This is a genomic window from Scytonema sp. HK-05, assembly GCF_963872035.1.
In the GTDB taxonomy this organism is placed as follows: Bacteria; Cyanobacteriota; Cyanobacteriia; order Cyanobacteriales; family Nostocaceae; genus Kalymmatonema.
The window spans coordinates 1-21,103 of the sequence record NZ_CAWMYC010000114.1; the positions used below are offsets into that span (position 1 = coordinate 1).

Here is a 21,103-nt window from a genome sequence, read left to right on the forward strand (position 1 = left end):
GTTCGTTTGTGGACTCTTCAAGAATCCCCCGGCTTTTAGCCGTGGGGAGTATCAAACAGAAATGTCACCAATGAGTCTGGAACCGAACAAAACTCATTACTAGGTGCCTTAAGTTCCTGTAAAGGCACAGAGGCGAACCTTCTAAAACGGTTGAGGGCATACCTTCTCAGTTGATTCCCGATCCAATCAATGGTTGACATCATTTCCTCAGTTGTCACAAACCGTGGTGCTGATTCGTTTTATTCGTGGATTTATTTGTCGAATGTCATCAGTGACTTCGCAACTGACTTCGACCTTTCTTAAAGGAGATAGTAATTCTTCCAGATATTGCTTGGCAAACTGGTTCTACAGCTGTTGGGTCATTTGTGACTCATCATGGTAAGTACTTTTGTACTACACTCCAACCTGTGATCGACACCCACACAAAGCCAAAGAACAGGACTATATTAGCACCAACATGGATACGTCTTGCCCAAGGTCGTCTTGCATTGATTAGTAATGCACTCCCAGCAGACAGCAAAACCAGCACTACTGCTATCAACCCAGCAATCAAGTGTGACGAGTGTCCCAAAGAACCAAAGTGACCCAAAGTGCCAATAATGCCAATAAGGAGCAGCAGCAGCACTAAACTTACCATGCAACTGCCGATGAGAAAGTGAAGGGAACGTACGCTTCTATTTCCCTCGGTAAACGGGGAAATAAAAGAGGGGTGCGGCGATGTTCTGTTACGAAACATCCAAAAGCCTGTTACCGCCAATAGCAAATAAGCTAGCAGCGATAGACCCATCGACCATGCTGCTATTTTCCACAGCCAAAGAAAGGAAGGTAAGTTCATAGTAGACATTGTAGATGGGGAGTGAGGAAGTGGGGGAAGCTTCTAAAGGTAGAAGTGTTGTCTTTCCTTGAGCATAGCTGCCCTCTACATAACTGCCTTTTTTCTTTAATGACTAATAACGAAACAAAAGAGGGCTGCTGAGTTCAGCAACCCTCTTACTAAGCAAAATTGTTTTTTTTAATCAATGGATACTAAACCAGCGACCTGTAAGGATTTTATGAAATCTCCGGTTTTTGTATTAATCTGCACAATTGGTTTTTTATTGATAGGGTCAATTGCTGGTTGTGAGTTTGATACAAACTCATAATTGCTAGGTTCGGTGATTGTAAGGCGATCGCACGGAATTGTATCCGATAAAATTGCACTTGCCATCATGCCCGTATGAATCTCAAGTTGAGCTTCTTTTGGAGCTTCAAACACTAACCTTTGTCCAGGAAAAACAACCCGTTCAAAGTACCAGTTGGGAATATTTGAGATGCGAGCCACCTGTATTTTGCTTGTGGCATTCACGTAGCAGCAGAAAATTTTACCTGATTGCTCAGGTGGTAGAGGATCTAATATTTGAGCCATAACTGCTAAGGAGCTTTACGCCACTATCTTATCTTACATCTGTCAAGCTAGCACTGAGTGATCCCCAGCTGCTGTAACTCCGACTACCAAGTGAGCTTTTCTAATATTATTTCTATCTTAAGATGTGCGGCTATATGAAAATTTTGTAAAAATCTATGCCTTTTCTGCAATTCTATATTATTCTCCCACAAATATAATGTTCGCTGGTTCACAAATAAATAACGAAGCGTGAAATCGAGTTGCTTTTCCTGGACTTCTACCACACAACCAAGATACGTGGCTCATCGATTTGCATGCGAGAGTTGCTGTTCTTCTAAAGCTATCATCCCATAAAAATCTTTATAATTTTATAATATCTCTCTTCAGATATTATGTATCTGATGGCTAAATGATTTTAGCTATTTTCACTGATATCAATAAAAACGACAGACTAATTCAATAATCTGCATAAATGTAAAGTAATATTAAGATATAGGACAAAAATCAAAATAAAGACTCTTAAAAAAGCTATTACTATCGCTTTTCCTTAAAAACAGCAAGATGGAAGTTAAAAGACCTGTGATGGACAACCGAATTCTCTACGTTCGCCTTCCTTGTAACCCGATCTTTCCGATTGGGGTAGTTTATCTTGCAGATCACGTCCATAAGCAGTTTCCTACCATAGAACAGCGCATTTTTGATTTGGGATGTGTGCCACCTCTAGATTATGCTGCTGCCCTGGATCGCTGTATCGATGACTTCAAGCCCACACTACTCGTGTATTCATGGCGTGATATTCAAATTTATGCTCCAGTGGGTGGACGTGGTGGTAACCCATTGCAGTATTCCTTCGAGTTTTTCTACTCCCGCAATCCATTACTCAAGATAAAGGGCGCTATTGGTTTGTTGCGGATTGCGTCGGGATACTACGGTGAGTTGTGGCGGAATTTGGGCTTAGTGAAACGGGGCATTAAACGCGCTAAACGTTATAACCCTGATGCTCGAGTGATTGTCGGTGGTGGTGCTGTCAGCGTCTTTTACGAGCAAGTGGGTAAAAGCTTACCCAAGGGAACGATTGTTTCCGTGGGAGAAGGCGAAACCCTGCTGACAAAACTTTTAAGCGCTCAAGAATTTCGCGATGAAAGGTGTTATGTCGTAGGAGAAGAAAAACCACGCGATCGCCTGATTCACGAACAACCCACTCCCCTAGAAAAATCCGCTTGCAATTATAACTATATCGAAAGCATCTGGCCGGAATTTAACTATTACCTGCAAGAGCAAGACTTTTATATCGGTGTACAAACTAAGCGTGGTTGTCCCCACAACTGCTGTTATTGCGTCTACACCGTTGTTGAAGGCAAACAAGTACGCATCAATCCAGCTGAGGAAGTCGTTGCCGAAATGCGGCAATTGTACGATCGCGGTATTCGCAACTTCTGGTTTACCGACGCCCAATTTATCCCAGCGCGAAAATTTATGAGCGATGCTGTAGAACTCTTACAGAAAATCGTTGATTCTGGGATGACGGATATCCACTGGGCAGCATACATCAGAGCCGACAACCTCACACCAGAGTTGTGTGACTTGATGGCGAAAACCGGGATGAACTACTTTGAAATTGGTATTACCAGTGGTTCTCAAGAACTCGTGCGGAAAATGCGCATGGGTTACAACCTGCGAACAGTCTTGCAAAACTGCCGTGACTTGAAAGCTGCTGGATTCAACGACTTAGTTTCTGTCAATTACTCATTTAACGTCATTGACGAACGTCCCGAAACCATTCGCCAAACCATCGCCTACCACCGTGAACTCGAACGCATCTTCGGTGCGGATAAAGTCGAACCTGCGATTTTCTTCATTGGTTTGCAACCCCATACCCACCTCGAAGAATACGCCTTTAAAGAAAATATTCTTAAGCCAGGGTATGATCCAATGAACATTACACCTTGGACAGTCCAGAAAATGCTCTGGAACCCCGAACCCCTCGGTTCATTCTTTGGGCAAGTCTGCTTACAAGCATGGCGACAAAACCCTAATGACTTCGGACGCGAAGTCATGAAAATATTAGAAGAAAAGCTGGGTTGTGCCGACTTAGAAGAAGCACTTTCTGCACCCGTTGAGACGAAAGAAAAACAACTTGTCAGCGTATCATAGAAAACACGGGGATATGAGGGAGATAAGGGAGATAGGGGAGTCACCTTCTCGTTATCCTCCTCATCGTCCTCTGCTCGCTTTGCGGTTCATTTAATCAAATCTCATGTTAGAAGGCTCAATTTTACAAAAGCTAGAAACAGCCCATCGCTATAGTAAAAGACCAATTCAATTCGGTGTCTACTATAAACATACTCTGGTTTCCCTGTGCCATGCTTTGGAAGACCACATATTAAAAAACGACGGTACACCCTTAGTTATCACAGCCTTCCAACAGGGAAAATGGTATCTGCAAGAAGCCGAAAGATACGCAGATATTGCAAAAAAAGCCAGCCAAGTTGCTATCATGGCAGCCCCCCATACAGGCTTTGCCGAACATTCTACAAGCCAGTTGCCCAATGTCAACCTAGTCGCCATAGACCCAGCCGATCCAGTGGCGCAGGAGTGGCATCTGATTATCTTATCGCAAAATTACACAGCAATGGTAATTTGTCAAGAGTTATCAGAAGCTGATTATGGTTCCACTGGAGTACCCGCATCCGACGTAGAGCGCAAATTCTACGGTTTATGGACATTTGAGCCGGAGTTAGTCCAAGAAACAGCAGAATTAGCAATTTCCCACATCGAAAGCTACAACCCAGAACTGGCAAAAGAACTCAAGGCACACAAAGACATAATCCAGCCTCGTCTTGCCACACCAGAAGACTTGAGTGCAGTCGTTTCTCTCGTAGTAGATTACCTCCAGACGGGGCAAGTGAATATATCTGTCCCCACAGCGACTAGCCACCAAGCACTGGATCGGAATTTGGTTTCCAACGAAATCCAGGCATTTTTGCGGATGGCGCAAATGATAGATGCTGCGGATATTACCAATCCAATGGCAGCAGCGGAAGTGGTAGCACTAGCAGAAACAATGGGGCAACTTTTGGATCTTCCCGCGTGGCAAACAAAACGTCTACGCCTAGCAGGGTTGCTGCAACGTATAGATCCATTGCAAAGAGCCGAAAGCGTTCTTTCTCCTGGTTCTTCCACCCGGTACCAAGAAGATGCACCCTGTTGTCCCTTGACTTGTCCGTTAGTACCAGGAGCGCAGGTACTGCGAACAATGCCACGACTGCGGGCGATCGCACAAATTCTTACACATCAAAGCGAGTGGTGGGATGGTACAGGCGAGCCAGCGGGGTTAGCTGGAGATGAAATTCCCTTAGAGTCAAGAATTCTCGCATTAGTAGCAGATTTCCAGTGGCGCGTTAATCAGAAAAAAACGTCTCAGTTAAGCCCCGAGGAAATATTTACTCAAGCTTTAGAAGAGTGCAAACAATTACAATCGTATCGCTTTGACCCCAAACTTGTAGATACTCTAACTTTATTAGTTATGGGTTTGCAACAGGGACTCGACTTACCTTTGATGACACCCAAAGTTAGTACTGGTATGTGGCTACTTAATAGTAGGCTAGATAGCGAAACTAAGAGTGGAGAGATTAGGAGCAGTTACAGGCAATAATAATCAAAGCGCAAAGAGTTCCTTAGCGACGCCAGTCGCCTGCTGTCGGGAAAGCCCTTCGGGTATGCCTATGGCTTGCGCCAGGGCTATCGCCGTTAGCGCAGCTCCTCCGGAGGAGGCACGGCACGCTACGCACATGAAGGAGCCTGCGCTTTGCGCTTACGCCAGTCGCCTGCTGTCGGGAAACAAGGACTGCAGCGCTGGACTCACCGTCATTCGCGCTGGCTCGTCTTTGCGCGAAATTTAACTATCTTAAATAGTGCAGAATTTATATGAATGTTGACGAAATTCGCTCAGGAAAACTCAAACACTTGCCAGGAGTAAATTTAGAAGACGAAGATTTATCAAATGCTGACTTAAATCGCATCAATTTTGCTGGCGCTCACCTTGTCGGCACAACTTTTACAGGTTCCAAACTCGAAGGTGGACATTTAGAAGGTGCCAATTTGATGGGAGCCAACCTCGTAGAAAGCGATTTGCGGGCGAACCTGATGGGAGCAAATTTGATGCAAGCAGATTTGACGGGTGCTGACTTGCGGGGTAGCAATTTGCGTGGCGCTAACTTAATGGGAGCAAGAGTCAGTGAAGTGTCGTTTGTTGGTGCTTTCTTGAGCGGTGCTAATTTGATGAATGTCAACTTGCAGGGTGTTGACTTTCGAGGTGCTGACTTGCGAGGCGCGAACTTGACTGGGGCGAATCTCAAAGGTGCAGACTTGAGCCGTGCAGATTTGCAAGGGGCGTTGTTGAGTGAGGCAAATTTGGAAGAAGCCGACTTACGGGGGGCGAATCTTGCGGGTGCGAATTTGACGGGTGCGAATTTACTGTGTGCTGAACTCCACGGTGCGAATTTAAGTGGAGTGAATTTGGAGCGAGCATGCGTGGTGGGAACAGTGTTGGAGATGGCTTTGTAAATGGCTAATTAACAGCAAGCACCTTCAGCAGATGAGATTTATATAGGTGAATTTAACCAGGGTTGTTCTTTGAAATCTGTCCATTGTTAAGGAATCCTCGCAGGCTGAGGGCGATCGCACTTAAAAGTAATATACCCATCACCCCTGCCAGTGGATTGCGATCAATTCCAGTTATCCACTCTGGCACTTTTTTTGTATACGTAATCAAATTGCCCACGTTAATAATGTAATAACCCCAAACCAAACCCGCGTGGTATCCAATGGGTAAACCGAGCCGTCCCCTACGCCAACGCTTTCCCCATACCTGCGTTAACCCTAGTATGACTAAGGCTGGGAATTGCGGTAGTGTATGAATAATTGCCTCCACCGGCTTAATAAAGTGTAATGCCGCATAAGCGATCGCATCAATCCACAAGGCAACACTTTTGCTATAATCCCGTTGCAACTCATCCAGCAACCAACCTCGGAATAATAATTCCTCAGCAAACCCAACGCCCAAGCCAACAATTAAACTCTCTAAAATCAGTTTAAGAAAAAAAACTTTGGGTTGTTGCCACACTAACCAACCTAAGCTACCTTGCAACCCAAACAAAATCAGAACGCCAATTATCCCAATAGCCAAACCGCGTACCACTTCTACACCATTGAGTTGCGTCAGTTCTAAGCCATAATATCGTAGCAACTGAGCTTGATTGTAGACGTACTTGCCCCATAACCTGAGTAGAAGGATAAACTCAACATACAGCAGCACCATTGTCAATATACTGACTAAATTGGTGTCACGTACGAGTAAGTAAATCGGTGCAGCCAAGGGCAACCAGAGTACCAACAAACTCAATATAAATGCACCCAGCCTAATAGGGGCAGGGTACTGGGACAAACGGAGGAGATTTGTTTTAAACAATCTATCTATTGCCTATGACCTTTTATTCTTCAGGTTCAATTGTGCTACTCAAACCATGATTTTTCAAGGTTTCGCAATAGAACTCGGCGTGTTCTTGAGCGCAAGTAATGACTAGGGCTAGCCCGTTGGTATGAGCTTCCATCATGATACTAACAGCCTGAGGCTGGGTGAGGTTCGGTACTGTGGTTAGTAGAACCTGCACCACATACTCCATAGGGTTGTAGTCGTCATTATGGAGCAAAACGCGATACCGAGGCGCTAGCTTGCGGGATGTTGAACGCTTCTCTATGGTTTCGACAGACACTGTTCTTTGCTCTTTTGTGAATGAATTACTACAACAGAATTTTTGTCCAAATATTCCTTAACACTTATTAACTCATTTTATAGCATACACACACAAATAACGGGGTAGTCAAATTTTTTGCTACTTTGGGCTGATGCCTGCACAGGTTTCACTGCGCCTCTACACCCTATCCCCTTAAAATTGAATAACCAACAAAAATATATTTGTCGCTATCATCCGTGTGACTATGGAGATGACCTTGGAGTTTCAAGCAGGACAAATTGTGTCTTTAGAGCATGGCGACATAAAGTTGTATGCAGAAGTCATTCAAGTCGTGGTTTCTCGTCAGTTGTGTTGGGTGCGTCCTTTACTGCTAGTCAACTTTACCCAAGAACCGCCGCTTCTAACTGATCTACGAGATACATCTGACCTGCTTTGGTCTGTGAATTTATTTCAACCTGCCTTAGACACAGAAGTTATTAGTTTTTTGAGTCAAGTTTTGGCAAAAGAACCAAAACCTGGACAGATCTGTGTTGCCAAGCAACAATTCAATCACTTTATTCAGCAAATTTGGCAAGCACAAAAAGGGGGATTAGGGATTGGGGATTAGGGATTAGGGATTAGGGATTGGGTAAATTCTTGCCCATCCAATTCTCAGTTTTTCTAGCAACAGTAGCGAATACCTGCATCCTTCTGAAGGTATACCATTGAGAGCAGGAAAAAAATTATTTTCTATCTTTAGGGGCATGGCAAAAGGTTTACTACCAGTAAAAATATTAGATGTACGGTAGACGGGATAACCTAGATCTGCTATCAGGGTGTAATCTCCCATTTCAACCAAAGCTACTCCCTTGTCGGTAGAAGACTACCGAATTAACAAACCGCCTACGGCGAAACTCATGCCGCAGGCTAGGCACGTACACGCAAAAGCGATGAGGCAGCGCGAATCCCGGCTTTCCCGACAAAGGCGACTACGTATCAGCGTCTAACCCCGTCACTCCAAATCGGTCTTCCACCCACCTAAGCGTTGCCTTATTAAAAATCTCTACTTCCTGAACAAGAAGTTCATCCATCCTGTTTAGGGTCAATTTCAGCAAACAGGTAGGCGGGAATTTTTTCTAAGGGTCGAGCAAACTACATGGGGATAACTACTGACTAATCCAAATGTGGAAGCACTGTCTTCTCCGCTTACCCCCTGCGATGAAATATATAATTAATTTTACAAAAAAAATATGAGTAGTGACGCTGGCAAAGTATCGTCCCTATTGTTACTATAATTTCTGTTGCTTATATTGAAGTTTCATGACTTTAGTCTTTATTGGAATTAACTCAATTTAAAGCAACTCTAATGCCAAGCTCTCAGGATAACAAGCCTAGACTTGAAACCAACTGAATGCGACCAGCGTCCATCTCTGCCATTAATAGTTCCAAGGCTTCGTAGTCAACGTCAGAAATATAACCCATTTGGGTCAGTTCTGAGTTAATTTCATTTTCAATTTCAGGAGTCAACTTTTTAATATCGAGAGCTTTTTCTACCAATAGACGAATAGAGTATTTTGTTCTCATAGCGATTACACCAACTATATAAGTAGTCATTATCTAGGGTAACATTTGGTATAAAAAGTGATCGAAACACTCCTATAGCAGTGACCTGGATCACAGTATTTGAGGACATGGTTCACTATTGAGCCAACTGTCTGCCAACAATGAAGTGATAACGTCAGGTTATTAGCTTGATAGGTATTTCAATACAAATCAAATAGAATTCTAGGATAAATAAAGTTTATAACTAGAACAAGCTATTTATCCTCACCTGTGCGGCTGCTTGTGGAGATTATATTTGTTTAAAAAGTAAAAAAAGTATATTTAAACACAAATTTTCTTGCGTTTATGACAATCTTTAAACACTAACGCAATAGCAATAAAGATTCAGCAAAGAGACGTAATACGAATGGTCGATGTGAGAAAAAAAAGTTTATGTTCAAATACATCTAACTTTAAAGTTCGATAACTTTAATAGGATGTAACGATGCAAGCAGTACTAGATTATCCAAAAATAACTGTTATTAGTCCTCAAGGCTGCCTAAATGCCAAAAACGCTTTAGAATTTGAAACAAAATTAACAAAAGCGCTAGCACAAGATGGAATTTCTATCTTGCTCGTGAATTTAGAGCATGTAGAATCATTAGATAGTGCAGGCTTGATGGCATTAGTGTCTGCGCTCAAACTGGCTCAAAAGCTAGGACGGCGCTTCAGCCTTTGCTCGGTTTCACCGTCACTCAAAATTATATTTGAACTGACCCAAGTAGATAGGGTTTTTGAGATATTTGAAGGGAAAGCCGCGTTTGAAGCTGCTTACTCCAATCAAGAAGCAACACTGACTTATGCCTAAAAAAGTCTTAAGGGAAACGAGTAGTTCTCTTTAAACACCTAATAAATGCTAATGTTGGAGGTGAGTAGCTGTAATTAAGGTAGCGAAAAGATACCACAGTGGCTGTTGCAGTTGAAAAGTTAATCACATCGGATATTGTAAAACCAGCTCGTTACTTAGGTAACGAGCTCTTAGCGATTCACAAGCCTTGGAATACGGCAGAGATCCGCTGGGTATTGACATACCCAGAAGTTTATGAAGTAGGTGCATCCAACTTAGGGCATATTATTCTCTATAATATTTTGAATTCCCAACCGCGCCAGTTATGCGATCGCGCTTACCTACCAGGACCGGATCTAGCAGCAAAACTACGGACAACAAAAACACCGTTGTTTGCCGTAGAGTCAAGGCGATCGCTAACGGACTTTGACATTTTGGGCTTTAGCCTCAGTTATGAACTGGGAGCAACCAACATTCTAGAAATGTTGGATTTGGCTGGCATCCCTCTGACTTGGCGAGAACGCCTAGAGGCGGAGGGAAGGGGAGACCAGGGAAATGAGGAAGCAACATCTTCTTCATCCCCCCCATCCTTTAGTTACCCGTTGATTTTTGCTGGGGGACAGACGGCGACATCCAATCCTGAACCGTACGCCGACTTCTTCGATTTCTTTGCTTTAGGAGATGGCGAGGAACTGCTGCCAGAAATCGGCTTAGTGTTGGAAGAAGGGAAAAAAGCTAGGCTTAGCCGTAAAGAATTATTGCTGGATTTAGCGCAGATACCAGGCGTTTATGTTCCGCAGTTTTACGACATGGCTTCTGATGGTTCAGTTCATCCCAACCACCCAGATGTCCCAAAACGAATTGTGCGGCGGGTTGCAACCCCAATACCAGCGTATTCGATTGGGCTAGTACCCTACATCGAGCCGGTGCATGATCGGTTGGTAATTGAAATTCGGCGCGGTTGTACTCGCGGCTGTCGCTTCTGCCAACCAGGAATGCTCACCCGACCAGCGCGGGATGTGGAACCAGCGGATGTCGTGGAAGCGATAGATTCCGGAATGCGGCAAACCGGTTACAACGAATTTTCTTTACTATCCCTAAGCTGTTCTGATTATTTATCCTTGCCAGCAGTAGGGACGGAAATAAAAAATCGGTTAAAAAATGAAAATATTTCCCTGACTCTACCAAGCCAACGAGTTGATAGATTTGATGAAAATATTGCTAATATCCTAGGCGGTACGCGCCAAGGGGGACTGACATTTGCTCCAGAAGCTGGAACCCAACGGATGCGGGACATAGTCAACAAGGGTTTGACCAACGAAGAACTGCTGCGGGGTGTAAAAACAGCTTGGGAACAAGGGTGGGATAAAATTAAGCTGTATTTCATGATCGGCTTGCCTGGTGAAACTGATGCCGATGTGTTAGGCATTGCGGAAACAGTCAGCTGGTTACAACGGGAGTGTCGAGGAAAAGGCAGAAGACCGCTGTCATTTAACTTGACGATTTCTAACTTCACACCCAAGCCCCATACACCTTTTCAGTGGCACTCAGTTTCCACGGGTGAGTTTGAGCGCAAGCAAGCATTACTGCGGCAAGCATTCCGGCGGGTCAAAGGAGCCAAGGTGAATTTCACCGATGTCCGTATTTCAGCAATGGAAGATTTTATTGGCAGAGGCGATCGCTCTCTTGCCCCAGTCGTGCGTCGTGCTTGGGAATTAGGGGCAGGCATGGATTCTTGGTATGACAGTGTCGAAAAAGCTTTTAGTGCTTGGGGACAAGCCATTTGGGAAGCTGGGTTAGACTGGAAATACCGCCAAGTGGAGAAAGGCGAGTGGAATTTGTTTGGAAAAGAACATGAGGAAGATAAGGAAGTAACATCCCCCTCATCCCCCTCATCCTCCCTCGACGCCCCCCTACCTTGGGACCACATCGACACTGGTATTGATAAAAAATGGCTCAAGGAAGACTTGCAACGTGCTTTAGATGCAGCAACTGTACCAGATTGCTCGTTTGAAGGTTGTTCTCACTGTGGTGTCTGCGGCACTGACTTTGGTCATAATGTTGTCATTCCCCCGCCTTCTATCCCGGAATTTGCTGGTGAGTTTGTCCCGAATACTACCAAAGCACAACGGTTGCGTGTCTGGTTTGGTAAACTGGGCGGTTTGGCTTTAGTAGGTCATCTAGATTTGATGCGCCTATTTGATAGAACTGTACGACGAGCAGGATTGCCAGTTTCTTTTACTGGTGGCTTTCATCCTACCCCCCGCATTTCCATTGCATATGCCTTGCCTTTGGGAGTTACGAGCAGTGGTGAAATTGTGGATTTTGAGCTAACACAGCCAGTTGATGTGGAGATTTTCCGCCAAAAACTGGCTGAGGCTTTGCCGTTAGATATTCCCATATATCAGGTGGAACAGCTCGATTTAAAAGCGAGTTCGGCTAACCAACTTCTGGAGGCTGCGGACTATCTGCTCACCGTGGCTTGTCAGCAGGAGGCTACACCGATACAATGGGAAAGCTGGATTGAAGCCATCAAAGCCAAAGATGAGATTTGGTGGGAACACACAACCAAGTCAGGCAAAACTCAGTTGGTAAATCTGCGCGTTCGCTTGTTTGAGTTAGAATTATTTGACTTACCAAAACGCCCTGAGCATCAGGAAGAGTCTACAGTTATCCTGCGTTATGTGGGCAGCTGTCGTCATGACGGGGTGCTATTGCGTCCCGAACAAATTCTCTTTATGCTAGAACAAGTCGCAGGTACAGATTTTCATCTGCTGCAAATTCATCGAAATCGGCTGATTTTGGGAGTTTAATCACTTAGGGCAATTTGCTTGTCGTTGCCCTCTCTTAGCACATCTTGGGAATTGATTTTTGACAAGGTTGCGTTAGAATGAGATGAAGAGAAATTTTCTGACGCTGCATTGAGTAAACTGATTCACTACCCTGGTACTCAGGGCGCAAAAGCAAAGATAAAAGAAGTGAAACTAAGCGCGGGTTTTTTATCCCAGACAAACACCAGGCAGATTAAATAACACTCTCTTTAAGCTTAAAGCTCGTGAATCAGCAATTACCAACAGCAAGCTTCGTCGGCTTCTCGGATTCTGTCAACGACCCACGACTAGAAGTCGTGGGCTTCTAGCTCACACTCAAGTCGATAGTTGACCAGACTGAGTACCTTGTGTACTACGTTAACGGCAAGTGTTCAAGTCCTACCTTGGGATGCGTAGCTAGTCCTGAGCTTCTAGAAATTGGGGATTAAACAGATTTATTGGGTTAAGTCAGTGTCTCCGATATAGTTACCGACCGTTAACTTTGTCGTTCGCGCAGCGTCTCCCCTTGGGAGAAGCTAACTTTACCCTTCGGGTTCAACAGTTCCCTAGGTTGGGAAACCCGCCTGCAGGACTGTTTCACTGGAGTAGCAAGGCGATTCCCGGCATTACAGGGAAATGGACAAGTACTACTCCTCTACTTGTCCTCCCCGGTTGGGGACGGCATTTAAAAATGCCGAGTCGTGTTTCCTCCCACCCCGCGCGTAGGGATGGTTTTCCAAAACGAACGCAAGGTTTTATGATTTTTAAAACTAATTAGAACGCCCAATCCACAATGTAGTGCCAAGTATCGAGAGCGCGAGTGCTGAGACAGTGTTGAGTAACGAGAGCGCGAGTGCTGAGTGTAAATTACCCAGAACTCAAAACTTTATTACTTAGAACTCAGGACTCAGGACTCAGGACTCAGGACTCTCCAGGGAAAGGGTATTGGATCAAAAATTAACCACGGACGGATGATTTAATTGCTTAAATAATATGCAGCCGTTCTGGAAGAATCAACAGTGTAAACGCAGTCGAGCGCGTAAATAGCTCCCTAAGTTTGAGCGAAGAAGCGCAATTTTTAAAAGCAGCGCATGAGCGGACTTGTTGTCGGGGCCAGAGGTATAACAAACCCCCAAATCGTCTGTTTGTGCTGCCAGTTCTTGAGGAAAATAATTGAATGCCAAAACAAATTATCATCGCGGAACAGCATCAAATTGCTGCAGTATTTTCGGAAGACCAAATACAGGAACTCGTTGTTGCCACAGGTCATCACCAAATTGGTGATATCTACCTAGGGGTTGTGGAAAATGTACTACCTGGGATAGATGCAGCTTTTGTCAATATTGGTGATCCAGAGCGCAATGGTTTTATTCATGTCACTGACTTAGGACCATTAAGGCTGAGGCGGACAGCAGCAGCTATTACAGAATTATTAACGCCGCAGCAAAAAGTATTAGTCCAAGTGATGAAAGAGCCAACGGGTACCAAAGGACCCAGGCTCACGGGAAACATCACCTTACCCGGACGCTACGTAGTGCTGATGCCTTACGGACGGGGTGTCAATTTATCACGCCGGATAAAAAGTGAAAGCGAGCGCAACCGTTTACGTGCGCTGGCAATTTTGATTAAACCAGCCGGAATGGGTTTGCTGGTTCGTACCGAAGCCGAGGGCAAGCCGGAAGAAGCGATTATCGAAGATTTAGAATCGCTGCAAAGGCAATGGGAAGCAATTCAACAAGAAGCGCAATCAACACGTCCCCCAGCGCTCTTGAATCGGGACGATGATTTTATCCAGCGCGTGCTACGGGATATGTACGGCGCAGATGTCAATCGGATTGTAGTAGATTCGAGTACTGGTTTGAAGCGGGTGAAGCAGTACTTGCAGAACTGGAGTGGCGGGCAAACACCACAAGGGTTGTTAATCGACCATCACCGCGATCGCGCTCCGATATTAGAGTACTTCCGTATTAATGCTGCAATTAAAGAAGCCCTCAAACCCAGAGTAGACCTACCTTCTGGAGGCTACATTATTATTCAGCCGACAGAAGCATTAACAGTGATAGATGTCAACTCCGGCTCGTTCACGCGATCGGCAACTGCTAGGGAAACTGTTTTGTGGACAAACTGCGAAGCCGCAACAGAAATTGCCCGTCAGTTGCGGCTGCGAAATATTGCGGGGGTGATTGTCGTTGATTTTATTGATATGGAATCGCGGCGTGACCAACTACATGTTCTAGAACATTTTAATAAAGCACTCAAAGCAGACAAAGCTCGTCCTCAGATTGCCCAACTTACCGAGTTGGGTTTGGTTGAACTCACCCGTAAGCGTCAAGGTCAAAACATTTACGAATTGTTTGGTAAACTTTGCCCCACCTGTGGTGGTTTAGGGCATACTGTCCATTTACCTGGAGAAACAGAAAGCCGACCACTAGCACCAACAGAATTACCAGACCGCCTTGTATCCTCCGTGCCTCATAGGGAACCACGTCTGCCAGTTGCTCGATCGGCTGAACCACGGGAAACTTATGAAGGATATGGAGAAGCATACGAAACTGACAATGACTTGAGTGCCTCGAGTCTGGTTAATCATCCCAGCTATCAAGAAATTGGCGACAGCAGAAAGCGTCGTACCCGCCGCAGCACTCGCGTAGAGAGAGTGAATGGGGGAAATGGCAAAGATGAGCCACGGATTGCGGCTAACTCCCTGGCGTTTCTTAACGAGCCAGACTTGGAAATGGATGACGACGCGGATCTTGGAGCCCCATCAGAGGTACCTCCACCCAGTATTAGCAAACCTTCTTGGGGTGATAGAACTGAGCGTGCCAAAGTGACTAAGGTAGAGCTAGTCAAGCCGGTGGTAGAACCACCAGAAATTGTGACTGTAGAAATGTCGCCCGAGGAACAGGATGTCTACGCCCAGATGGGAGTTTCTCCCTTGGAAAAGTTAGGTCGGGAGGTTAGAAATCCTAAGTCTGTGATTATCAATGTCACCTTGCCTGGACAAAGCCCTGCTCCACCGACTGAATCAACCTCAGAATCACCTGTTTCTGAAAGAGCACCTGTCTCTGAAAGAGCAAGCGCTGTTGTCACAGTAGTTGAGCCACCAAGCCAACCCGAGCGAGAAGCTGTAACTGCTCGAGAGGATCTTGACTTGATGACGGATGAAAGTGAAGCGAGCAGCAGCTTAAGCGATAAGCGCCGCCGTCGCCGTCGTTCTTCCTCTGTGGAGTAAGTAAATCCACTGAAGAGTGAAAGTTAACAAACTTATGATAGAACCGGAGCAAGCTGTTGCTTCTATTGGGTTGCCAGTACCCATGAAACAGATGAGGTGGCTGGAGTTTTCCACGCACTCAAGCATTGAAGGGCTGATTGCAGGCGTGGATGAAGTGGGGCGAGGGTCTCTGTTTGGTCCTGTAGTGGCAGCAGCAGTGATACTACCAGATACGGCTTTGCCAGAACTTATAGCAGCCCAAATTAAAGATAGTAAAAAGCTGTCTAGTTCTCGAAGAGTGCAGCTAGCGCAGCTCATTTGTGCGCTGGCTCTCGACTGGAAAATCGGTTTTGCTTCAACAGCCGAGATTGACCAGATGAATATTCTCCAAGCAACGATGCTAGCAATGAAGCGGGCTATTCTCAAGCTAAAGGTGCAGCCTGCTCTGTGTTTGATTGATGGCAATCAGTTAGTAAAAGATTTGCCACTGTCGCAACAAACGATAGTCAAGGGGGACGAGCGCTCCATTGCTATTGCCTCTGCTAGCATTGTTGCTAAAGTTTGGCGTGATGATCTGATACTTCGCCTTGCCTCAAAGTACTCTATGTATGACTTGGAACGCAACAAGGGTTATGGAAGTAAACGACATCTGATGGCACTACAACAGTACGGACCTTCACCATTACATCGCACGTCCTTTCGTCCTTGTCAGATGACCGTACTCAGTTCTGATTCAGGGTGTTCTCAAACAAGCAAGAAAAAACAAATAATTTCAGTTCCTGATAGGTAACACTCATGCACATTTGATTTGCAGACAGTATCTTGGCAAGATGATGAAAGGAAACTCCTTTTGTCAAGCTGATTCGCCTAGCTTACCCCTAGGGCATATTTTCAATTGCTTATAAAGTAGGGTGTAAGTTATGTCAGGATGGTTATTTTTTTTCAACTCATGTAACCACAGATTTATACAGATAAACACAAATTTCTTTACTACACAATTGCGACAAGTTGGTAAAGACCCTACCTGTGAGCGCTCGAACCCAGTGAAGAACCATAAAGTCACAAATTTGTCAAAACTGTATTTAAATTTGCGTATATCTACTTAAGTCTGTGGTTTGGGCAACCAAATGTGTTAAAAAATACTACAACCTTCCAATAACTACTCCGGATTGAGGATAGGGATACTTTGATCATCAAGCCCTTTTTCTGGCGTTTGCAACATTACCCAACGGCGATAATCTGCTAGAAGGTGATGTAGCAATCTTTGCTTAATAGTCAACAAAACACTCTTGAGCAAACCATTGCCTGTTGCTTCTAATATTGGCTTGGGCATATAGGAAAATGGCGGTGGTAAATCTACTAACACTTCTAAATCGGCTCTTCCTTTTAAAAGGGTGTTAATACCTTGCTGCTCAGGAGACAAATGCCCTTTTAAATTTAACGCAAAGCGTTGGTTGATATACTCTATACCAAGGATTTCACAAAAGAGCGATCGCACATGAATCGTCCCATTTGATTCAGCCCAGACTTTCATGTCTACAGTTGGTTGAATGCTGAGTGACATAAAGTTTAGAGGACGCATTTTCAAGCGAAAAACTTCCGTACTCAGTTGTTGAATACGGCTAGGGTCAACTAAAGCGTTAACCAAGCGTTGAGGCTGACGCAAGTAGTGGTGAATTGGAATAGGTTGCTCTGGAATAGCAATTTCAACCGATTGAGAGGCAGTAAACCGAGTAGGCATGAGCATATTAAAATATCTGTTAAATAATTGTAATATTTTCTTAAGAAATTATGTTATCAGTCATTGGTTATGACTTAATGAATGATTCGTGTGGAAAGAAGTTTATGATGTCTGATTACGACCCATAAAATTGAATACAAATCAAACTATCCACACAAAACTAAACTCTATGACTTTATCAATTGCACATTTAGGACCTCCTGGCACTTACACAGAACAAGCGGCTCTTCTGTATCTCAATTGGCTTACTAAAAGTACAGGAGTTGAAGCTATCTTATGCCCTTATCCCAGCATCGCTCAGACATTGCGAGCCGTCGATAAAGGTCAGGCAAAGTTGGCTGTTGTGCCTGTGGAAAATTCTATTGAAGGCAGTGTGACCATGACGCTGGATACATTATGGCAGCTAGATAATTTGCAAATTCAGTTGGCTTTGGTCATGCCAATTGCTCATACATTAATTTCCTGCGCTCAGAGCTTGGAGGAAATCAAAACAGTTTATTCTCACCCGCAAGCCCTAGCACAATGTCAGGGATGGCTGGAGCGGTTACTCCCCAATGTACAGATCATTCCAACCAATTCCACAACCGAGGCGCTCCTGCAACTAGAGCAGGACTTGACGGTGGCGGCTATCTCATCTCAACGTGCGGCGCAACTATACAACCTGCCGATACTAGCTAGCGGTATTAACGATTATCCCGAAAACTGTACTCGCTTCTGGGTGGTAAGCCAAAGTCATATGCCAGACGCCCGCCCCAGTTGTTCGGGACGTGCCAGTCACACCTCCCTTGCTTTCAGTACTCCTGCTAATATACCGGGAGCCCTGGCAAAACCTTTACAAGTGTTAGCTCATATAGGCATCAATCTCAGTAAAATTGAGTCTCGCCCGACGAAGCGTTCTCTTGGAGAATATTTATTTTTTATAGATATGGAAGCAGATGCATCTGAACCACAAGTTCAATCTGCTTTAGCAGAAATATCTCCCTGCACAGAGATATTAAAAATCTTCGGCACTTACAACGTTTTGCCGATTAGTGCCCTCAATGGAGGCGTTAGTGGTTAATAGTTAGTTGTTAGGACATAAATGATTAATAACTAATAACCACTTACGATTCACAACTTCTGATTCACAACTTCTGATTCAAAGTGTCTTTGAGAACGGTACGAGCAGCGAGGTGATTGCGAGTAGAAGTCAAAATTTCTGCCTCGCGTTCCAAACGAGCAGCAGTGTCTTGCGTTTCTAGCAATGCCTGCTGCTCTGTAGCAACACCGTAAAGGTTACTTGCTACCCAGTAAGATAGCTCTATTGGTAGATCTGGCAAATCTTCTGGCAGTTCGATGTTTTGCTCTGTTAACTTGGCGCTAAGACGCACAACATCTCGCAGCAGCTGTTCTACATCAGTAGCCAATGGTCGTAAATCTTTGGCAGGAGGATGGTCTTCAATCCACTCAACCACACCGACTCGATATGGCTTTTCACGAACATACTCTAAGACACGAAATCTTTGTTGACCCAACGTCAGCATTTTCATTCGGTCATCTGGTAGCCGCTGATAATGAATGATTTCCGCACAGCAGCCCACATTCGCAATCGTACCTCTCATCGGATCTACCATCAAGACCCCGAACCTGCGATCGCTCTCCAAAATAGTGTTCATCAGGATTCGATAGCGAAATTCAAAGATATGCAAAGGCAAGGGTCTTGTCGGAAATAGAACGACTTCCGGTAACGGGAACAGAGGTAGTTCGCAAACTGCAATTTTAGAAGAGGATGTCATTGTTACCTTGGTATAAATTTAATCCTAAAAAGCTTTTATGCTCTGCTTTTCCCGTGCTTTTTCTTCATTCTATCATTTCAATTTTAAAGCTAATAAAAAGCCCTGAAATATATTTCTTCAAGGCTTTGTCATTCTTTATACAATTAAATTCTTGTCTTAGTTGTTAGTTATTGGTTGTTAAAAAGTACGACTAACCTCTAACTTATAACCTCTGACTAATGAATAATTACAGCTTCACTTCGATATCGACACCGGATGGAAGATCCAGCTTCATCAAGGCATCAATAGTTTTAGAAGAAGGCTGGTAGATGTCGATAATCCGACGATGGGTGCGAGTTTCAAAATGTTCCCGTGAGTCCTTATCTACGTGGGGCGATCGCAACACACAGTAGATTCGGCGTTTGGTGGGTAAAGGAATAGGTCCTATCGCTGTTGCATTGGTGCGGTTTGCTGTGTCTACAATCTTCTCGCAAGATGTATCAAGCAAGCGGCGGTCAAAAGCTTGTAAGCGAATTCTAATCTTTTGCTGCTGTAGAGTTGCCATCTTTAATTGTTTTGGTTCGGATGAATGGTTAGTTAGGGATTGAGGAACTCGGGGTTCCCAAGTCAGTGCTGCCTTGTACACTGGGCGCTACGCCTTCACGTTCGCCGCAGGCATAGGGTTTCAGACATAGTAAGCATGAGGGGCATGAGGACTAGCGACACTTAATATCCTTGCCAATCCTCAGTCCTGGCGCATAGCGCGTTCATAGACGCGAAAAGAGCAGAGCGTATATTATACCATCTCTGCTCCTCTTTTAATTAAAGTGCAAAGTTGCTACTTGAGGATTTTGGAAACAACACCAGCACCAATAGTACGACCGCCTTCACGAATAGCAAAGCGCATTCCTTGCTCAATCGCGATCGGGTTGATCAGTTCCACATTCACCTTGATGCGGTCACCAGGCATCACCATTTCCGCAGTACTGCCATCGTCAGCGGTGAAGGCTTTGATTGTGCCGGTCACATCGGTTGTCCGCACGTAGAACTGAGGACGGTAGCCTGAGAAAAATGGAGTCTTGCGACCGCCTTCTTTTTCTGTCAGGACGTACACTTCACCTTCAAATTCTGTATGCGGGGTAATCGAACCAGGCTTAGCGATTACCATGCCTCGTTCTATATCAGCTTTCTGGATACCACGCAACAGAATTCCGGCGTTATCACCAGCCAGACCTTCATCAAGACTCTTCTTAAACATCTCGATACCAGTGACAGTGGTGGCGCGAGTGTTTCTAATACCGACTAATTCTACGTTATCGCCGACCTTGACTTTACCCCGCTCAATACGTCCGGTAGCTACGGTACCACGACCTGTGATGGAGAATACGTCTTCTACAGCCATCAGGAAGGGCTTATCTATATCCCGTTCTGGGGTAGGAATAAAGCTATCTACCGCGTCCATCAATTCGTAGATTTTGTCTACCCACTTATTTTCACCCCTTTGTGTTTTGGGGTTAGCAACCATTGCTTCCAATGCTTGTAGACCTGATCCTTTGATAATGGGAATGTCATCACCAGGAAAATCATAGCTACTAAGCAATTCTCGAAGTTCTAGCTCCACTAGTTCCAGCAGTTCTTCATCATCCATCAAGTCTTCCTTGTTTAAGAAGACAACCAAGCTGGGAACGCCTACCTGTTTTGCCAATAGGATGTGTTCGCGGGTTTGGGGCATAGGACCATCGGTAGCAGCAACCACCAAAATACCACCATCCATCTGGGCAGCGCCGGTGATCATATTCTTCACGTAGTCAGCGTGTCCGGGGCAGTCTACGTGAGCATAGTGCCGGTTTTGGGTTTCATACTCAACGTGAGCAGTATTGATGGTAATACCCCGCGCCTTTTCTTCTGGCGCGTTATCGATTTGGTCATAGCCTTTAGCTACAGCCTGACCAAGAGCCGCCAAAGTCATGGTGATGGCTGCTGTTAATGTGGTTTTACCATGGTCAACGTGGCCAACAGTACCGATGTTAACGTGGGGTTTATTCCGTTCAAACTTTGCGCGTGCCATGAATGCTAATT

20 protein-coding genes are annotated in these 21,103 nt (G+C 44.8%); 9 read left to right on the forward strand and 11 right to left on the reverse strand.

The features are described 5' to 3' along the window. Nucleotides 1-373: 373 nt before the first annotated feature. A complete protein-coding gene (locus tag AACT52_RS22740; protein WP_073627177.1) occupies nucleotides 374-835 on the reverse strand; it encodes a DUF4079 domain-containing protein in 462 nt (153 codons plus the stop codon). A gap of 177 nt (nucleotides 836-1,012) precedes the next feature. Beyond that, entirely contained in the window at nucleotides 1,013-1,405 is a 393-nt protein-coding gene (locus AACT52_RS22745) for a DUF1830 domain-containing protein (RefSeq protein WP_073627179.1), read from the reverse strand. 540 nt (nucleotides 1,406-1,945) lie between these two features. Between AACT52_RS22745 and AACT52_RS22750 the strand changes: the two genes are divergently transcribed. After that, nucleotides 1,946-3,538, forward strand: coding sequence for a photosystem II high light acclimation radical SAM protein (locus tag AACT52_RS22750; protein ID WP_073627183.1), 1,593 nt, complete (start codon nucleotides 1,946-1,948; stop codon nucleotides 3,536-3,538). Between the two features lie 103 nt (nucleotides 3,539-3,641). Continuing rightward, the gene (locus AACT52_RS22755) at nucleotides 3,642-5,039 is read left to right on the forward strand and encodes a DICT sensory domain-containing protein (protein ID WP_073627185.1); all 1,398 of its coding nucleotides are present in this window, start codon (nucleotides 3,642-3,644) and stop codon (nucleotides 5,037-5,039) included. A 3-nt stretch (nucleotides 5,040-5,042) separates the two neighbouring features. On the opposite strand, the gene AACT52_RS22760 is transcribed toward AACT52_RS22755, so the two are convergent. Next, nucleotides 5,043-5,177, reverse strand: a complete 135-nt coding sequence (locus AACT52_RS22760) for a hypothetical protein (protein WP_272937055.1) — start codon at nucleotides 5,175-5,177, stop codon at nucleotides 5,043-5,045. Nucleotides 5,178-5,311: 134 nt separating this feature from the next. On the opposite strand from AACT52_RS22760, the gene AACT52_RS22765 reads away from it, so the two are divergent. Continuing rightward, a complete protein-coding gene (locus AACT52_RS22765) occupies nucleotides 5,312-5,950 on the forward strand; it encodes a pentapeptide repeat-containing protein (protein WP_073627187.1) in 639 nt (212 codons plus the stop codon). 52 nt (nucleotides 5,951-6,002) lie between these two features. Here the strand turns inward: AACT52_RS22765 and AACT52_RS22770 are convergent, their stop codons facing one another. Next, a complete protein-coding gene (locus AACT52_RS22770; RefSeq protein WP_073627189.1) occupies nucleotides 6,003-6,854 on the reverse strand; it encodes a CPBP family intramembrane glutamic endopeptidase in 852 nt (283 codons plus the stop codon). Nucleotides 6,855-6,876: 22 nt separating this feature from the next. Next, nucleotides 6,877-7,158 carry an ATP-dependent Clp protease adapter ClpS gene (clpS, locus tag AACT52_RS22775; RefSeq protein WP_041036514.1) on the reverse strand — a complete coding sequence of 94 codons (282 nt, stop codon included), beginning with the start codon at nucleotides 7,156-7,158 and terminating at the stop codon, nucleotides 6,877-6,879. Nucleotides 7,159-7,384: 226 nt separating this feature from the next. Between clpS and AACT52_RS22780 the strand changes: the two genes are divergently transcribed. Continuing rightward, on the forward strand, nucleotides 7,385-7,747 hold the full coding sequence (locus AACT52_RS22780; RefSeq protein ID WP_198940815.1) for a hypothetical protein: 363 nt from the start codon (nucleotides 7,385-7,387) through the stop codon (nucleotides 7,745-7,747). A 3-nt stretch (nucleotides 7,748-7,750) separates the two neighbouring features. Here AACT52_RS22780 and AACT52_RS22785 read toward each other — a convergent pair whose 3' ends face one another. Together AACT52_RS22785 and AACT52_RS22790 are read right to left on the reverse strand one after the other, a co-directional pair. Further along, a complete protein-coding gene (locus AACT52_RS22785) occupies nucleotides 7,751-7,978 on the reverse strand; it encodes a hypothetical protein (RefSeq protein WP_158054490.1) in 228 nt (75 codons plus the stop codon). Between the two features lie 518 nt (nucleotides 7,979-8,496). Beyond that, complete coding sequence (locus AACT52_RS22790; RefSeq protein WP_073627193.1) at nucleotides 8,497-8,703, reverse strand: hypothetical protein; 207 nt, start codon at nucleotides 8,701-8,703, stop codon at nucleotides 8,497-8,499. A gap of 463 nt (nucleotides 8,704-9,166) precedes the next feature. On the opposite strand from AACT52_RS22790, the gene AACT52_RS22795 reads away from it, so the two are divergent. The 4 genes from AACT52_RS22795 to AACT52_RS22810 all read left to right on the forward strand — a co-directional run bounded on the left by AACT52_RS22795 (nucleotide 9,167) and on the right by AACT52_RS22810 (nucleotide 16,319). Then, nucleotides 9,167-9,529 carry an STAS domain-containing protein gene (locus AACT52_RS22795; RefSeq protein ID WP_073627195.1) on the forward strand — a complete coding sequence of 121 codons (363 nt, stop codon included), beginning with the start codon at nucleotides 9,167-9,169 and terminating at the stop codon, nucleotides 9,527-9,529. Nucleotides 9,530-9,627: 98 nt separating this feature from the next. Further along, nucleotides 9,628-12,321: a TIGR03960 family B12-binding radical SAM protein gene (locus AACT52_RS22800; protein WP_073627197.1), complete on the forward strand. Its 2,694-nt coding sequence runs from the start codon at nucleotides 9,628-9,630 to the stop codon at nucleotides 12,319-12,321. A gap of 1,174 nt (nucleotides 12,322-13,495) precedes the next feature. After that, nucleotides 13,496-15,550: an Rne/Rng family ribonuclease gene (locus tag AACT52_RS22805; protein WP_073627199.1), complete on the forward strand. Its 2,055-nt coding sequence runs from the start codon at nucleotides 13,496-13,498 to the stop codon at nucleotides 15,548-15,550. 34 nt (nucleotides 15,551-15,584) lie between these two features. After that, the gene (locus AACT52_RS22810; protein ID WP_073627420.1) at nucleotides 15,585-16,319 is read left to right on the forward strand and encodes a ribonuclease HII; all 735 of its coding nucleotides are present in this window, start codon (nucleotides 15,585-15,587) and stop codon (nucleotides 16,317-16,319) included. A 369-nt stretch (nucleotides 16,320-16,688) separates the two neighbouring features. Here AACT52_RS22810 and AACT52_RS22815 read toward each other — a convergent pair whose 3' ends face one another. Continuing rightward, the gene (locus AACT52_RS22815; RefSeq protein ID WP_073627422.1) at nucleotides 16,689-17,270 is read right to left on the reverse strand and encodes a DUF1997 domain-containing protein; all 582 of its coding nucleotides are present in this window, start codon (nucleotides 17,268-17,270) and stop codon (nucleotides 16,689-16,691) included. Nucleotides 17,271-17,439: 169 nt separating this feature from the next. Here AACT52_RS22815 and pheA point away from each other — a divergent pair, with 169 nt between their 5' ends. Next, complete coding sequence (pheA, locus tag AACT52_RS22820; RefSeq protein ID WP_073627201.1) at nucleotides 17,440-18,330, forward strand: prephenate dehydratase; 891 nt, start codon at nucleotides 17,440-17,442, stop codon at nucleotides 18,328-18,330. Nucleotides 18,331-18,394: 64 nt separating this feature from the next. Here pheA and AACT52_RS22825 read toward each other — a convergent pair whose 3' ends face one another. The 3 genes from AACT52_RS22825 to tuf all read right to left on the reverse strand — a co-directional run bounded on the left by AACT52_RS22825 (nucleotide 18,395) and on the right by tuf (nucleotide 21,092). Further along, a complete protein-coding gene (locus AACT52_RS22825; protein WP_073627203.1) occupies nucleotides 18,395-19,045 on the reverse strand; it encodes an LON peptidase substrate-binding domain-containing protein in 651 nt (216 codons plus the stop codon). 226 nt (nucleotides 19,046-19,271) lie between these two features. Next, nucleotides 19,272-19,589, reverse strand: coding sequence for a 30S ribosomal protein S10 (gene rpsJ, locus AACT52_RS22830; RefSeq protein WP_008232935.1), 318 nt, complete (start codon nucleotides 19,587-19,589; stop codon nucleotides 19,272-19,274). Between the two features lie 273 nt (nucleotides 19,590-19,862). Continuing rightward, entirely contained in the window at nucleotides 19,863-21,092 is a 1,230-nt protein-coding gene (tuf, locus tag AACT52_RS22835) for an elongation factor Tu (RefSeq protein WP_073627205.1), read from the reverse strand. Nucleotides 21,093-21,103: the final 11 nt, after the last annotated feature.